The organism is Micromonospora sp. NPDC004336 (assembly GCF_053602615.1).
On the sequence record NZ_JBSGDY010000158.1, the window covers coordinates 1 to 14,793 of the forward strand.

Consider the following 14,793-nt stretch of genomic DNA (forward strand, 5'->3'; position numbering starts at 1 on the left):
GCCGCCCTCTCTAACCGCGCCGGCGCCGCCCGTGTCCGCCTGTCGCCGGCCACCCGCCGCCGGCCCGCTCGCGACCGTCACCGGCGCCTCCGCCGGGGTGACCGGGGCCGGCAGCCCTCGGACGATGCGGCGCAGCAGCGGCAGTCGGGTGGCCACCGCCCGCTCCGCGCCGTGCTGGCTGGGCCGGTAGTAGTCGGTGCCGACAAGGTCGTCGGGAGCGTACTGCTGGGTGATCACGCCGCGCTGGTCCTTGTGGGGGGTGCGGTAACCGGTGCCGTGCCCGAGGCCCTTGGCGCCCGAGTAGTGCGCGTCGCGCAGCCCGCGCGGCACCGGCCCGCCCCGGCCCGCCCGCACGTCGGAGATGGCCGCGCCGATCGCGGCGGTGGCCGAGTTGGACTTCGGGGCGGTGGCCAGGTGGATCACGGCCTGGGCAAGGTTGAGCTGCGCCTCGGGCAGCCCGACGAACTCCACCGCGTGGGCGGCGGCGGTGGCCACGCTCAGCGCCGCCGGGTCCGCCATGCCGACGTCCTCGCTGGCGAAGATGACCAGGCGACGGGCGATGAAACGGGCGTCCTCGCCGGCGACCAGCATCCGGGCCAGCCAGTGCAGCGCCGCGTCCACGTCCGAGCCGCGCATGCTCTTGATGAAGGCGCTCGTCACGTCGTAGTGGGCGTCGCCGGCGCGGTCGTAGCGCACGGCCGCCACGTCCACCGCCTGCTCGGCGGTGGCCAGGTCGATCCGGTCGGCGCCGAGGGCCGTGGCGGAGGCCGCCGCCGCCTCCAGCGCGGTGAGGGCCTTGCGTACGTCGCCGGCCGCGAGGCGGACCAGATGGTCCTCGGCCTCGGTCTCGAGGGTCAGCGCGCCGCCGAGACCACGCTCGTCGGTCACCGCGCGGCGCAGCAGGCCGCGCACCGCCGCGTCGTCCAGCGGCTGGAGGGTGAGCAGCACGCACCGCGACAGCAGCGGCGAGATCACCGAGAAGTACGGGTTCTCGGTGGTCGCCGCGAGCAGCGTGACGGTGCGGTCCTCCACGGCGGCGAGCAGCGAATCCTGCTGGGTCTTGCTGAACCGGTGCACCTCGTCGATGAAGAGCACGGTCTGCGGGCCGCCGGAGCGGCGCTGCCGGCGGGCCGTCTCGATCACCGCGCGCACGTCCTTGACCCCGGCGGTGAGCGCCGACATGGCGACGAAGCGGCGGTCGGTGGCCCGGGCGACCAGGTGCGCGATGGTCGTCTTGCCGCTGCCCGGCGGCCCCCACAGGATGACCGACATCGGCGCGCTGGCGGAGACGAGCTGGCGCAGCGGGGCGCCCGGCGCGAGCAGGTGCTCCTGCCCGACCAGCTCGTCGATGGTGCGCGGGCGCATCCGGACCGGCAGGGGCGAATCCTCCCCCACCGCCGTGAAGCCGTCCACACCGACGGAACCCGTGGGCGCGGGGGGCGCTCCGGCGGGCTCACCGAGGGAGAAGAGGGCGTCGGACTCCATCACGGGAACAGTACCGGTCCCGTCCCAGGGCGCCGGAAGCGCGCCACGGGACGGGACCGTCGATGATCGTTCGCGGTCAGCCCCGGCCCGGGCGCCGACCCCGGTACCAGCGGCCGCCGCCTCCGCCGCGCGGGCCGCTGCCGACGCCGGCCAGGTAGAGCGAGAGCAGGAGCAGGCCCAGCATCAGCAGGGTCGTCGGGTTCAGCAGGTCCGGCGCGCCGAGCCGGGTGTCGAAGAGATCGAGCAGCAGGGCGAAACCGAAAACGATCGCCGCGAGAATGGCGAGCATGTCGTTCCTCCGGTGGGGGTTCCCAGTAGGTCGGCGCGGGATGTACCCGATCGGTCCGCTCGTCAATCTCCACCTTGGAGCCGCCCTGCTCCGAAGACCGCCCGCTTCGACCGGTACGTCGTGAATGGCGGCCCGGCACGGGCCGCGCGCCGCCGGGGACAGGCCGCGCACCGCCGGGGGCGGGCCGCGTGCCGCCGGGGCGTGGAGGGTGGCCCGGCGCCAGCCGGGCGGCGTCCACGCCCAGGTGCTCGCACACCTCACGGTCGCGCCGGCCTCGGCACGGTGAGCACCTCGGCTCCGTCGTCGGTGATGGCGATCGTGTGCTCGCTGTGCGCCGTCCGGCAGCCGGTCGCGCTGCGCAGGGTCCAGCCGTCGGCGTCGGTCACGAGCTCGGCGGTGTCCGCCATGACCCATGGCTCCAGCGCCAGCAGCAGCCCGGGCCGCAGCCGGTAGCCGCGACCGGGCCGCCCCGTGTTCGACACGTGCGGGTCCTGGTGCATCGTCGAGCCGACGCCGTGACCGCCGAACTCGGTGTTGATCGGGTAACCCGCCGCGCCGAGCACCGAGCCGATGGCGTGGGAGATGTCGCCGACGCGGGCCCCGGGGCCGGCCGCGGCGATCCCGGCGCTCAGCGCGCGCTCGGTCGCGTCGATCAACGCGAGGCTCTCCGGCGGCTTCGTCTCGCCCACGACGAAGCTGACGGCGGAGTCGGCGACGACCCCGTCCGTGGCGACGGCGAGGTCGAGCGTCAGCAGGTCGCCGTCGGCGAGCCGGTAGTCGTGCGGCAGCCCGTGGAGCACGGCGTCGTTGACCGACGTGCAGATGTGGTGGCCGAACGGCCCGCGCCCGAAGGACGGCGCGTAGTCGACGTAGCAGGACTGCGCCCCGGCCTCGGTGATCATGGCCCGCGCCCAGCTGTCGATGTCCAGCAGGTTCGTGCCGACCGTGCTGCGGCTCCGCAGCGTCTGCAACACGTCGGCGACCAGGGCGCCGGCGTCCCTCGCGCGCAGCAGTTGGGCGGGGGTCAGAATCTCGATCATGGGGCGCCTTCCTCGCGGAGCCAATAACTATCCCGGCCATATTATCCCGGTACTAGAATCGGATCCATGGTCAGGTTGCCGCTCACTCCCGCGGAGGTCGAGCGCGGTCAGCGCCTCGGCGCCCTCCTGCGACGCGCCAGGGGGGACCGTTCGATGCTCGTCACCGCGCTGGCCGCGGGCGTCTCGCCGGAGACCCTTCGCAAGATCGAGTCCGGTCGGGTGGCCACCCCCGCCTTCCCGACCATCGCCGCGATCGCCGACGTCCTCGGCCTCTCCCTAGACGGGGTGTGGTCGGAGATCAACCGGTCGGACGGCGAGGCCGGGCCCGGTGCGTCGGACCACCACCCGGCCGAGCGGTTGGCCTCCTAGGTCCCACCCCGCGACCCGTCGCAGCCCGCCGACGCCCCGGCACCGGGCCGGCGCCTCTAGGCTGACAGCATGATCATCGCCGACCAGGTCCTGGAGGGGCGGGACGCCATCCTGACCGCCGCCGGTCACCACCCGTACGCCCGGCACTCGCTCTGGGTCGGCGAGCGACCGCGCGGCTGGCGGCGCGACGACGCGGTGGGCTGGCTGCTCCCCGCCGAGCACGGCCCGGCCGGCGGCGCGATCGGCGCCCCCGGGCCGGCGGTCGACGTCTTCGCCGACCTCCTGGCGCGCGGCGTGCTCCGCTCCGGCCAGTGGCTGCACCTGCCGCGGCTCGACCCGGCGGCGCTGACCGGCCGGTTGGCTGTGGCGCGGCACGACGAGTGGGACTTCCTCTGGGCCACGACCGCCCCGCCGCGCCAGCCCGACGAGGATCGGGTGGTCCGGCTCACCGAGGCCGACCACCCGGCGCTGGCCGAGCTGATCGACGAGTCCTTCCCGACCACCACCTCCCGGCCGGGCGACCCCCGGGTCGTCGACTGGTACGGCATCCGCGACGGCGACCGGATCGTGGCCTGCGGGGCGGACCGCAGCCGGGGTGACGTCGGCTTCCTCGCCGGCCTGACCGTCGCTCCGGGGCTGCGTGGCCGGGGGCTGGGCGCGGCGCTGACCGCCGGGATGACCCGGGCGCTGTTCGCCCGGCACGACACCGTGGCGCTCGGCGTCTACACCGCCAACGTCGGGGCGATCCGGCTCTACCGGCGGCTCGGCTTCACCGGCGCGCTGGCCCGCAGCTCCGTGCACCTGGCCTGAGCGCGCCGACGGGCCCCTCCTCCGGGGGCCCGCCGGCGCGCCGGGCGCTCAGCCGCCCTGCGTCGGGGCGGAAGCTGCGTCCACCCCCGACCGCCCACCCACCGGCTCGACGGACCCGGCGCCCGCAGCGGGGAGCGGGCCGGCGGCGACGGCCTCGGGCGCCGGAAGCGGGCCGGCGGCGGGAACCGCCTCCGGCGCGGACCCGGAGTCGCCGCCCGGGGCGCGGCGGCCGGCGCGCCAGGCGGGCAGGTAGAGCGGGGCCGCGACGGCCAGCACGACCGCGCCGAGCAGCATGGCGGCGCTGACGCTGACGGCGTCGGCGAGCGCGGTGAGCCCGACGGCGCCGACGGCGAAGCCGGGCTGGGCCATCATCGAGTTGAGCGAGATCACGCTGGTCCGGTACGGGCCGTCGACCTGCCGGTGCAGCAGCCCCATGTGCACCGGGTTGGACGCCCCGTGCATGGCGTAGCAGACGAGGTAGGCGATGAGCACCCCGGTCGGGCCGGCGAGCAGACCCATCCCGACCACCGTGGCGCCCTGCAGGATCCGCAGCAGGGCGGCGCTGGGCGCGGCGCCCAGCCAGCGCAGCATCAGCGGGGTGAGCGCCGAGCCGGCCGCCCCGGCCAGCCAGGCCGCCGAGCTGGCCGGTCCCAGCAGGGCCGCCGCCCGGTCCGGGTCGCCCACCACCTCGGCGAGCCGGACGGGGAGCAGCGACTCGAAGGTGACCATGCCGAACCCCCAGAACAGCTCGACGCAGACCAGGGCGAGCAGCACCCGGGACCGGCGGAGCAGCCCGACGGCCTGCCCGATCATCCGGGGCGCCTCGACCACCGACGCCCGCAGCGCCCCGGCGTCCCTCGCGGGGCGGCTCTCCACCAGCAGCACCAGCAGCGCGACCAGGGCCGCCGCCTGCAACGCGAACGCGACCAGCACCGGCACGGTCAGGGCGCTGACCGGCCCGATCGGGCCGAGCGCGACCAGACCGCCGCCGAGCAGCGCGCCGGCGCCGATGGTGACGCCGATGACGGTGCCGGCGTAGCCGAGGCCCGGCTCGTAGTCGGCCTCCGGGTCGGCGGCGAGGGTGGCGTCGACGTACCAGGACTCCAGGGGTCCGCTGTCCAGCGCCCGGAAGACGCCCTGCAACGCCCAGATCAGGAAGAACAGCGCGAACGAGTCGGCGACGGCGAACAGCGCGAGCGAGACGAGGTTGACCAGCCAGGCCACGACCAGGACCGGGCGGCGCCCGAGGGCGTCGGCGAACCCGCCGGTGGGCAGCTCCAGGGCCAGCACGACCAGTCCCTGTGCGACGGAGACCAGGCCGATCTGGGAGAGCGTCAGCCCGCGCTCCTGCATGAGCAGGATCATCACCGGGACCATCAGGCCGGTGGGCAGCCAGCGCAGGCCGTGCAGCACGAGGAAGCGGCGCCGGACCTGGCGTACGGACAGCGCGCTCACCGCTTCCCCTCCCACCGGGGAAAGGCACCGTAGAAGACGTGCACGGACCGGGCGTCGGGCTCGCCGGGCGTCGCCTCGTCCCGGTAGCGCATCAGCAGCGCCCACAGCTCGTCGTTGAGCGCCTGGAGCCGGTCCGGCCCCAGCTCCAGCACCAGGTCGCCCATGCCGGCGGCGTCCCGCCACTGCGGGGACTGCTGCGGCGCGTCGGCCATCCAGCGCTCGGCCAGCTCGACCACCAGCCGCACCTGGTCGCCCTGGATCCACTCGACCGCCGCCCGGGCGTCCGGGTCGTCGTCGAAGTCGGTCGGCTCGAAGTTGGTGACGTCGTGCGCCGCCCGCCACCACCGCTGCCGGCCGGCGCTGCGGTCGAGATCCTCGGCCACCAGCCCCACCTCGGCGAGCTGCCGCAGGTGGTAGCTGGTCGCCCCGGTGTTGGTGTCCAGCTTCTCGGCCAGCATGGTCGCGGTCGCCGGGCCGTCGAGGCGAAGCGTGCCGAGCAGCCGCATCCGCAGCGGATGGGCCAGGACGCGGACCTGCCGGTGGTCGAGGTGCACGGCGCGCGGCGCGTCCGGGGGCGGGGGTGCGTTCTCCATATACGCACAATATCTGTGCACAGATTCTATGCACAAGAGTTGTGCATAGAAATTCTGCGTCAGTCGTGGGCCGGGGATCCGGGCGATGGGCGGGGCGCGCCGGGTTGAGCGGCGAGCCCGGGCGCCGGGTTGAGCGGCGAGCCGGGCCTCAGGGGGCGAGCAGCTCGCGGATGCCGCGCAGTCGGGTCGGCAGCAGAGCGGCGGCGCGGGACGAGTCCAGGCGCACCTCGACCGGGCGGACCAGCCCCGTGGAGGCGCTGGTGGTGGTCTTCAGCCCGCCCGCGTCGAGGCCGAAGCGGGCCGCGACCAGCCGCCCCAGCTCGGCCCGACTCACCGCGTCCGGGCCGGCGACGTTCAGCGGTCCGGCGTACCGGCTGTCGACCAGGTCGAGGACGGCAGCGGCGAGGTCGGTGACGTCGACCGGGCAGCGGATCTCGTCGGTGAACAGGGCGGCCCGCCCGGCGAGCGCGTCGAGGCAGAGCCGGATCTGCTTGCTCCGCTCGTCGCCCACGATGAGCGAGGTGCGCACCAGCGCGGCGCTCGGGTCGATCGCCCGTACGGCGGTCTCGGCCGCCGCCTTGGCCGCCCCGTACGGGAAGACCGGGCTCGGCGGCTCGTCGTCGGCGTACGGCTCGGGACGGCCGGCGTGCAGCGCGTCGCTGGACAGGTGCACCAGCCGCGCCCCCACCTCGGCGGTCGCGTACGCCACGTGGGCCGCGCCGTCGGCGGTCACCGTCCACTCCGCGTACCGGTAGGGGGTGCTCACCACGGCGTCGGGGCGCACCCGGGCGACCAGCTCGCGCACCGCGGCCCGGTCCGTCACGTCCAGCCGGCGCGCGTCGACGCCCGGCACCTCGACCCCGCACGAGTGGTACGTCCCGACCACCCGCTCCCCCGCCGCGACCGCCTGCCGGCACACCTCGCCGCCGAGGTAACCGCTGGCCCCCACCACGAGCAGCGTCATGCCGCCCCCTCTCCTCGCGTCGGCGCCAGCGCGCCCGAACCTCGCCGCCCCCGGGCCCGGGGTCCCGCCCCCGAGGCCCGGGACCCCGGCGGCGCCGAGGTCCCGGAGGGCCCGGGTGGTACCCGGTCGCGGCGCCTCGCCGCGACGCCGGTGCCCGCGACCGCCGGCGGGGTCCCCGTCAGGTCGCCGCGCGCGTCATGACGGGGACCTCCCGGCCCGTCGGGGAGGTCGACCCGGTCAGGTCGGGTCGGCCACCGGGGCCGCCGGGCCGGCCGTGCCGGCGTGCGGGGCGGCCGGCGGCTTCGGCTTGGCGTCGATGCCCGCCTCGGTGCGCTGCTGGGCGGTGATCGGCGTCGGCGCGCCGGTCAGCGGGTCGAAGCCGCCCCGGGTCTTCGGGAAGGCGATGACCTCGCGGATCGAGTCCGCGCCGGCGAGCAGCATGCAGACCCGGTCCCAGCCGAAGGCGATGCCGCCGTGCGGCGGGGCGCCGTACTTGAACGCCTCCAGCAGGAAGCCGAACTTGTCCTGCGCCTCGTCGGGCGTGATGCCGAGCAGGTCGAAGACCCGCTGCTGCACGTCGCCCCGGTGGATACGGATCGAGCCGCCGCCGATCTCGTTGCCGTTGCAGACGATGTCGTACGCGTAGGCCAGCGCGCGGTCGGGCGCCTCCTCGAACCGGTCGACCCACTCGGCGTTCGGCGAGGTGAACGGGTGGTGCACCGCCGTCCAGCCGCCCTCGTCCGTGCGCTCGAACATCGGCGCGTCGACCACCCAGCAGAACGCCCAGGCGCTCTCGTCGACCAGGCCGGCCCGCTTGGCGATCTCGATGCGGGCCGCGCCGAGCAGCTCCTGCGCCTCGCGCGTGTTCGTGCTGGCGGCGAAGAAGACCGCGTCGCCCGGCTTGGCGCCGACCGCGTCGGCCAGCCCGCCCAGGTGCTCGGCGGAGAGGTTCTTCGCCACCGGCCCGCGCGCCTCGCCGGTCTCGGCGTCGAGCACCACGTACGCCAGGCCGCGCGCGCCGCGCGCCTTGGCCCAGTCCTGCCAGCCGTCCAGCTCCTTGCGGCTCTGGGACGCGCCGCCCGGCATGACGACGGCGCCGACGTAGCCGCCCGCGTCGATCGCGCCGGCGAAGACCCGGAACTGCGTGCCGCGCAGATAGTCGGTCAGCTCGGTCAGCTCGACGCCGTAGCGCAGGTCGGGCTTGTCGGAGCCGTAGCGGGCCATCGCGTCGTGCCAGGTGATGCGCGGGATCGGCCGGGAGATCTCGTGGCCGGCCAGGTCCCTCCACAGCGCCGAGACGATCGCCTCGCCGAGGTCGATCACGTCGTCCTCGGTGACGAAGGACATCTCGATGTCGAGCTGGGTGAACTCCGGCTGCCGGTCGGCGCGGAAGTCCTCGTCGCGGTAGCAGCGGGCGATCTGGTAGTAACGCTCCATGCCGCCGACCATCAGCAGCTGCTTGAACAGCTGCGGCGACTGCGGCAGCGCGTACCAGCTGCCCGGCTGGAGGCGCACCGGCACCAGGAAGTCGCGCGCGCCCTCCGGGGTGGACCGGGTCAGCGTCGGGGTCTCGATCTCCAGGAAGTCCCGCTCGTGCAGCACCGTGCGGGCGAGCTGGTTGGCCCGCGAGCGCAGCCGCATCGCCTTCGCGGGGCCGCTGCGGCGCAGGTCGAGGTAGCGGTAGCGCAGCCGGATGTCGTCGCCGGCCTCGACCTGGTCGTCGACCGGCAGCGGCAGCGGGGCCGCCTCGGAGAGCACCTCCAGCTCGGCGACGGTCACCTCGATCTCGCCGGTCGGCAGCTCCGGGTTCTCGTTGCCCTCGGGGCGGCGGGTCACCTCGCCGGTGACCTTCACGCAGAACTCGTTGCGCAGCGCGTGCGCGTCCTCCTCGCGGAACACCGCCTGGACCACGCCGGAGCCGTCGCGCAGGTCGACGAAGATCACGCCGCCGTGGTCGCGCCGGCGGGCCACCCAGCCGGCGAGCGTCACCGTGGTGCCGGCGTCCGTCGCGCGCAGGCTGCCGGCGTCATGGGTACGGATCACGACTTGCGTCTCCTCATCTGCGGTACACCGTTACCCCTGGCATTCTGTCAGCCTCCCCCCGCACCCCGTTGCGGGGTGAGGGAGGCGGGCTCCGGGCGGCGACGCGGATCCGTCTCCCGCCGCTACAGCGGGATGTCCCAGGCCTTCGCGGTCAGCACCACCGTCCCGTCGTCGTTGACGTCGGTGACCTCCACCAGGGCCATCTTCCAGGTGTCGCCGCGCTCCCGCGCCTCCGTCAACGAGGTCCGGACGCACAGCACCACGCCCTTGCGGGCGGGGACGTTGATGTCCGTGCCGATGGCGCCCTTCGCGATCCGCTCGTCGCAGTCCGCGGCGCCGAGCGTCGCGGCGTCGACCTGGGCGCCCCGCGCCCTGCTGGCCAGGTTGAAGTACGACGAGTTGCCGCCGCAGCGGGCGGTGAACCGGAGTTCCTCGCCGTCGCTGACCCGCACCTCGGGCTTGTCCAGGTCGATGTCCAGGTCGGTGCCGCAGTTGGCCCGCAGCGTGAGGCGCTCGCCGACGTACTTCTCCTTGAACTCGGTCCGCGGGTCGAGCGACGGCTCCGCGCTCCCGCTGAGGCTCGGCCCCGGCGGGGGCGGTTCCGCCCCGGTTGTCGCCGGCGCGGGTGCCGTCGACGTCCCCGCCGGCTCCCCGGGGCCCGGCCGCCCCTCCACCCCCCGGCCCGCGCCGGCCGCCCGGGCGATGTCCCGGGCGTCGTTGGCCTGGTCGAGCGCCCGCAGCGACAGCACCGTGGCGAGCAGGCCGAGGAGGACGGCCAGCGCGGCGGCCCCCACCGCGACCAGGGGCCACCGGCTGCCGCCGCGCGGCTTCGGCGCCGCGGGCCCGCCCGGGCCGGGAGGCGGCGACGCCGGGCGGCCCTGCTGATCCGAGGTCATCTCGTGGCTCCTCACGTCGGGGTGGCGGTCCAGCCGCCTCCGGGGCCTGCTCCGGCGGCGCCGACGACGGCGGGCCGGTCGTCGGGCACGGGGCGCATTTATCCCAGAAAGCAGCCAAGATCGCTGTCGGTAACCCGTCATCCGCCGGGTACACCACGTCACCGCCCGGCCGGGATAATGAACCACCCCCATCGATCTTGCGCAGGTGACCTCTCATGACCGAGCCGGTGTCCGGCACGGACTCCCCCCGCCGCCGCTTGACGCCCGACGGGAAGACCTCGGCGGCAGTCGGTCTGGTCAGCCTGCTCGTCGCCGTGCTCGCCTGGCAGTGGCCCCGGCAGGGCCCCGACCGGCTGCCCACGCCGCCGCCCAGCCCGTCGCAGGCGAGCACGGGCACGACCGCGCCCGTCACCACCCCGGCCGCGCCGGGCACCGGCGCCCCGGGCGACCCAGGCCGGACGTACCTCGACGCGCTGACGCCCGAGACCGGCAGCGCCTACCTGCGACCGCTGCCACGCGCCCTGGCCGGCCGCGCCGACCTGCCGCACCCGGTCGTGCTCTCCTGCCCGACCAACGACGGCGAGGACCGGAGCCGGTCGGTCAGCTACCCCCTCAAGCGCCGCTACCTGGACTTCTCGGCGACCTTCCGCGCCTGGTACCCGCCCGACGACGACCCGGAGACCGCCGTGCGGATCAGCGCCGTGGTGACCGTCCGGGAGCCCGACGACACCCTGACCCGGCAGCCCCGGGGGAGCCGGACGACGACGATGACCCGCCCGGTGGAGGCGCTCTCCTTTCCCGTCGAGGGGGCCGACCTGCTGACGCTGACGGTGGAGTGCGACCTCGGCGGGGGCTTCGCCGTCCTCGCCGACGCCGGCCTCACCCGCTGACCGGACCGGCCGGCCGGGCCCCTGTCCCGGACCGCCCAGTCGGGCGGGCCTCTGTCCCGAGACCGCCCGGTCGGGCGGGCCTCTGTCCCAAGACCGCTCAGTCGGGCGGGTCGGCGGGGAGCAGGTGGTTCACCACGATCTTCCCGACGGTGAGCGCCCGGGCCCGCTCCTCCGCGCCACGGTCGGCGCCGGTGAGCCGCCCGCCGTGCTGGCGCAGGTGCTCCTCCCAGGACGGCACCTGGTAGACCTCGACGAAGCCGTGCTCCCGCTCCCCCGTGCGGAACAGCCCCCAGCGCATCGCCCCGGTACGCCGACGCGACCGGCCCACCAACCGCATCGCCGCCACGAACTCGGCCTGCCGTTCGGGCGGCACCGTGTAGGAGACGGTCACCAGCACCGGCCCGGTACGCGGGTCGGCGGGCAGCGTCAGGTGCGGCTCGGGCCACCACACCGCCGGGTCACGGTCGACGCCCCGGGTGTCGCGCAGCGGCCAGATCGGCACGGTCGCCGCGCCGGCCGCCATCAGCGCCGCCGCCGCGGCGAGCGCGACGACGAGACCGGCCACCTCGCCGAGGGCGCCCCAGGCCACCGCGCCGAGCGCCTGCCCGCCGGCGAAGACCATCTGGTAGACCGAGAGCCCCCGGGCGCGTACCCAACCGGGCAGGAAGAGCTGCATCGCGGCGTTGACGCTGGACAGCACCGTCATCCACGCCATGCCGGCGGGCACCAGGGCCAGCGCGACCGGCACCGGCCCGGGAGACAGGGCGAGCACCCCGAGGACGGCCGCGTAGACCAGTCCGGCCAGCAGCAGAAGCCGGCTGGTGGTGAGCGCCAGCCTGATCCGGGGCAGCACGAGAGCGCCGGCCACCGCGCCGACGCCGAGCGCGGCGAGCAGCACCCCGTACCCGCCGGCGCCCAGGTGCAGCCGGCGGCTGGCGACCAGGGGCAGCAGGGCCCACAGGGCGCTGCCCGGCACCACGAACAGCGCCGCGCGCAGCAGGATCCGGCGGACCACCGGCGAGTGCCGCACGTACCGGCCGCCGGCGCGCAACGCGGCGGCGAACCGCTCCGGCATGTCGCCCTCGGGCCGGTCCGGCCGCCAGCGCAGCAGCGCCAGCGCGAAGACGGCGAACGACACCGCGTTGACGGCGAAGACGGTGGCGACGCCGGCCCGGGCCACCAGCACGCCGGCCACCGCCGGCCCGACCGCGCGGGCCAGGTTGACGCTGATCGAGCCGAGCGCCGAGGCCGAGACGAGCTGCGACCGGGGCACCAGCTCGGGGATGACCGCCTGCCACGCCGGCAGGGTCAGCGCCTGGCCGACGCCGAGGGCGAAGGTCAGGGTGAGCAGCAGCGCCGGCGGCATCCGGTCGGCGGCGGTCAGGCCGGTCAGCAGTACGCCGACGGCGGCGAGGAAGCACTGCACGCCGATCAGCAGCCGGCGGCGGTCCAGGGTGTCGGCCAGCGCGCCGGCGGGCAGCGCGAGCAGCAGCACGGGCAGCATGCTGGCCGTCTGCACCAGCGACACCAGGGTCGAGGCGTTGGCCTCGTCGACGAGCAGCCACTGCGCGCCGACGGTCTGCATCCAGGTGCCCACGTTGCTGGCCAGCACCGCCAGCCAGAGGCTGCGGAACGCGGCGAGCCGCAGTGGCGCCCAGGCGGAGGCGGGCGGGGTCACGGGGTCGTTCACCGACCGCAACGTACCCCGGTCGGCCCGGCCCAGTCCGGCGAACCGGCCCGGGCACGCGGACGGGCCGCCGGGATCACCCGGCGGCCCGCTGGCGTGCGTTCGATCAGAAGATGCTGACGCCGTAGCGGCTCAGCGCCTCGCCGACCGGCTGGAAGAAGGTGGTGCCACCGGTGGTGCAGTTGCCGCTGCCGCCCGAGGTCAGGCCCAGGGCGATGGTGCCGCTGAACAGCGAGCCGCCGCTGTCGCCCGGCTGGGCGCAGACGTTGGTGCGGATCAGGCCGGAGACCGAGCCCTCGGCGTAGTTCACCGTGGCGTTGAGCGCGGTCACCGAGCCGCTGCGCAGGCCGGTGGTGCTGCCAGAGCGCTGCACCGACTGGCCGACGTAGGCGTTGCCGGCGGCGGTGATGTCGCGGTAGCTGCCGTTGTAGAGGGAGACGTTGCCGGCCGCGTTGGCGGAGTTGCTGTGCCGCACGATGCCGTAGTCGTTGCCCGGGAAGCTGCTGCCGGTGCGGGTGCCCAGCAGGCTGGTCTGGGCCGAGTTGCTGTACCAGCTGGAGGAGATGTTGGTGCAGTGCCCGGCGGTGAGGAAGTAGTAGGTGCTGCCGCTGCGGACGTTGAAGCCGAGCGAGCAGCGGCCGCCGCCACCGGCGTAGATGGCCTGGCCACCGGAGATGCGGGTGCTCAGCACGCCGGCCTCGGCCTCGATGCGGATCGCGCCGTTCATCCGCGCGGCGGCGGCCTTGACGCGCTCCAGCTTGGCGCCGGTGACGGTGCTGTCGACGGAGACGACGACCTGGTTGGTGGCCGGGTCGGTCCACCAGGCGGTGCCGGGGATCTTCGCGGAGCGGTCCAGCTCCGCGGTGGCGCGGGCCAGCTCGCCGGCGCCGCGCTTGACGATCTTCGGGGTCGCGCCGGCGGCGCTGACCTGCCGGGCGGCGAGCGCGTCGGTCACGGTGACGACCATCTTGCCGCTGGCGTCGGCGTACGTGCCGGCGGAGCGGTCGCCGAGGCGCTCGGCGAGGCCGGCGGCGGCGTCCGGGGACGCGAACGCGGGCGCGGCCTGGGCGGGCGCGCCGATCAGCGAGCCGGCAACCAGGGCTCCGGCCGCGGCGAGGGTGGCGGCACGACGGAGCGATGACCTCGTGGGTCGCATGCAACAACCTCCATGGAGGGGGTGACTGGCCCGCGCCGGGGGTGACGGGGCCGGGAACCGACCCGGCCGATCTGGGGGAACCGGCCGAGCTCACTGAAGTATTCACATACTTAAGATCGTAGGCAAGACCCGCCTTTGTCCTTTTCGCCCGAGCTGCGGCCGTCACCCGACGGAAACATTGTGGACACTGATGGACATCTATACGCTCTGTTCACCGCACCATCACCGTCGGCACCCGCGATCCGGAGGCCACCATGAAGCCCTTCCGACGGCTGCTCGCCCCCCTCGCCACAGTCACCGCCCTCGTCCTGCTCGCCGGCGCCCCGGCCGCCGCCGACCCCGGACCACCCCCCAGCTCGATGGCCAGCCTCGGCGACTCGATCACCCGCGGCTTCAACGCCTGCGGCTGGTACACCGACTGCACCTCCCGGTCCTTCAGCACCGGCGACGACTCCACGGTGAACAGCCACTACCTGCGCATCCGCGCGACCAACGCCGCCATCGCCGGCCGCAACCACAACGACGCCCGCAGCGGCGCGAAGTCCGCCGACATGTACGGCCAGGCCGGCACCGCGGTCAGCCAGGGCGTCGACTACGTCACCATGCTGATCGGCGCCAACGACGCCTGCACCGGCTCCGAGTCGACGATGACGCCGGTGACCACCTTCCGGGCCAACATCGACTCCGCGCTCAACCGGCTGCGGGCGGGTCTGCCCAACGCCAAGGTCCTCGTGATCAGCATCCCGGACATCCACCGGCTCTGGTACGTCGGCAAGGGCAGCGGCAGCGCCCGCAGCGCCTGGTCGCTCTTCGGCATCTGCCAGTCCATGCTGGCCAACCCGACCTCCACAAACCAGGCCGACGTCGACCGCCGCAACCGGGTCCGGCAGCGCGTGATCGACTTCAACGGCCAGCTCGCCCAGGCCTGCGCCGCGTACGGGGCGAACTGCCTGTTCGACGGCAACGCGGTCTTCGGCTACCCGTTCGCCCTCAGCCAGCTCTCCGGCTGGGACTACTTCCACCCGAACACCAGCGGCCAGCAGGTGCTGGCCAGCGTCTCGTACGCCGCCGGCTTCCGCTGGTGACCACGGCCGCGCGCGGGCGCGACCGGCGCCC

General features: G+C 75.0%; 14 protein-coding genes. 4 read left to right on the plus strand and 10 right to left on the minus strand.

The features are described 5' to 3' along the window. The 3 genes from ACWENR_RS24865 to map form a co-directional block, all read right to left on the minus strand. Positions 1–1,485 (minus strand): replication-associated recombination protein A (locus tag ACWENR_RS24865; RefSeq protein ID WP_452279375.1); only part of this gene is annotated, 1,485 nt, incomplete at its 3' end. Between the two features lie 76 nt (positions 1,486–1,561). Continuing rightward, positions 1,562–1,774 carry a hypothetical protein gene (locus tag ACWENR_RS24870; RefSeq protein ID WP_091095623.1) on the minus strand — a complete coding sequence of 71 codons (213 nt, stop codon included), beginning with the start codon at positions 1,772–1,774 and terminating at the stop codon, positions 1,562–1,564. A gap of 257 nt (positions 1,775–2,031) precedes the next feature. Next, positions 2,032–2,814 carry a type I methionyl aminopeptidase gene (gene map / locus ACWENR_RS24875; RefSeq protein WP_452279376.1) on the minus strand — a complete coding sequence of 261 codons (783 nt, stop codon included), beginning with the start codon at positions 2,812–2,814 and terminating at the stop codon, positions 2,032–2,034. Positions 2,815–2,880: 66 nt separating this feature from the next. On the opposite strand from map, the gene ACWENR_RS24880 reads away from it, so the two are divergent. Together ACWENR_RS24880 and ACWENR_RS24885 are read left to right on the plus strand one after the other, a co-directional pair. Next, on the plus strand, positions 2,881–3,183 hold the full coding sequence (locus tag ACWENR_RS24880; protein WP_452279377.1) for a helix-turn-helix domain-containing protein: 303 nt from the start codon (positions 2,881–2,883) through the stop codon (positions 3,181–3,183). Positions 3,184–3,252: 69 nt separating this feature from the next. Next, entirely contained in the window at positions 3,253–3,993 is a 741-nt protein-coding gene (locus tag ACWENR_RS24885) for a GNAT family N-acetyltransferase (RefSeq protein ID WP_452279378.1), read from the plus strand. A gap of 48 nt (positions 3,994–4,041) precedes the next feature. On the opposite strand, the gene ACWENR_RS24890 is transcribed toward ACWENR_RS24885, so the two are convergent. The 5 genes from ACWENR_RS24890 to ACWENR_RS24910 all read right to left on the minus strand — a co-directional run bounded on the left by ACWENR_RS24890 (position 4,042) and on the right by ACWENR_RS24910 (position 9,944). Next, complete coding sequence (locus tag ACWENR_RS24890) at positions 4,042–5,448, minus strand: MFS transporter (RefSeq protein ID WP_452279379.1); 1,407 nt, start codon at positions 5,446–5,448, stop codon at positions 4,042–4,044. Then, entirely contained in the window at positions 5,445–6,041 is a 597-nt protein-coding gene (locus ACWENR_RS24895; RefSeq protein ID WP_452279380.1) for a helix-turn-helix domain-containing protein, read from the minus strand. Before ACWENR_RS24895 ends, ACWENR_RS24890 begins: the two co-directional genes overlap by 4 nt. Positions 6,042–6,189: 148 nt before the next feature. Beyond that, complete coding sequence (locus tag ACWENR_RS24900) at positions 6,190–7,005, minus strand: SDR family oxidoreductase (protein WP_452279381.1); 816 nt, start codon at positions 7,003–7,005, stop codon at positions 6,190–6,192. A 237-nt stretch (positions 7,006–7,242) separates the two neighbouring features. Continuing rightward, entirely contained in the window at positions 7,243–9,048 is a 1,806-nt protein-coding gene (aspS, locus tag ACWENR_RS24905; RefSeq protein ID WP_452279382.1) for an aspartate--tRNA ligase, read from the minus strand. 122 nt (positions 9,049–9,170) lie between these two features. Then, positions 9,171–9,944 carry a hypothetical protein gene (locus ACWENR_RS24910; RefSeq protein ID WP_452279383.1) on the minus strand — a complete coding sequence of 258 codons (774 nt, stop codon included), beginning with the start codon at positions 9,942–9,944 and terminating at the stop codon, positions 9,171–9,173. Between the two features lie 215 nt (positions 9,945–10,159). Between ACWENR_RS24910 and ACWENR_RS24915 the strand changes: the two genes are divergently transcribed. Then, positions 10,160–10,834, plus strand: coding sequence for a hypothetical protein (locus tag ACWENR_RS24915; RefSeq protein ID WP_452279384.1), 675 nt, complete (start codon positions 10,160–10,162; stop codon positions 10,832–10,834). 97 nt (positions 10,835–10,931) lie between these two features. On the opposite strand, the gene ACWENR_RS24920 is transcribed toward ACWENR_RS24915, so the two are convergent. Together ACWENR_RS24920 and ACWENR_RS24925 are read right to left on the minus strand one after the other, a co-directional pair. Further along, positions 10,932–12,524 carry an MFS transporter gene (locus ACWENR_RS24920; protein WP_452279385.1) on the minus strand — a complete coding sequence of 531 codons (1,593 nt, stop codon included), beginning with the start codon at positions 12,522–12,524 and terminating at the stop codon, positions 10,932–10,934. Positions 12,525–12,627: 103 nt separating this feature from the next. Then, entirely contained in the window at positions 12,628–13,677 is a 1,050-nt protein-coding gene (locus ACWENR_RS24925) for a S1 family peptidase (RefSeq protein ID WP_452279386.1), read from the minus strand. 254 nt (positions 13,678–13,931) lie between these two features. On the opposite strand from ACWENR_RS24925, the gene ACWENR_RS24930 reads away from it, so the two are divergent. Continuing rightward, the gene (locus ACWENR_RS24930; RefSeq protein ID WP_452279387.1) at positions 13,932–14,762 is read left to right on the plus strand and encodes a GDSL-type esterase/lipase family protein; all 831 of its coding nucleotides are present in this window, start codon (positions 13,932–13,934) and stop codon (positions 14,760–14,762) included. The last annotated feature ends 31 nt before the right edge of the window (positions 14,763–14,793 follow it).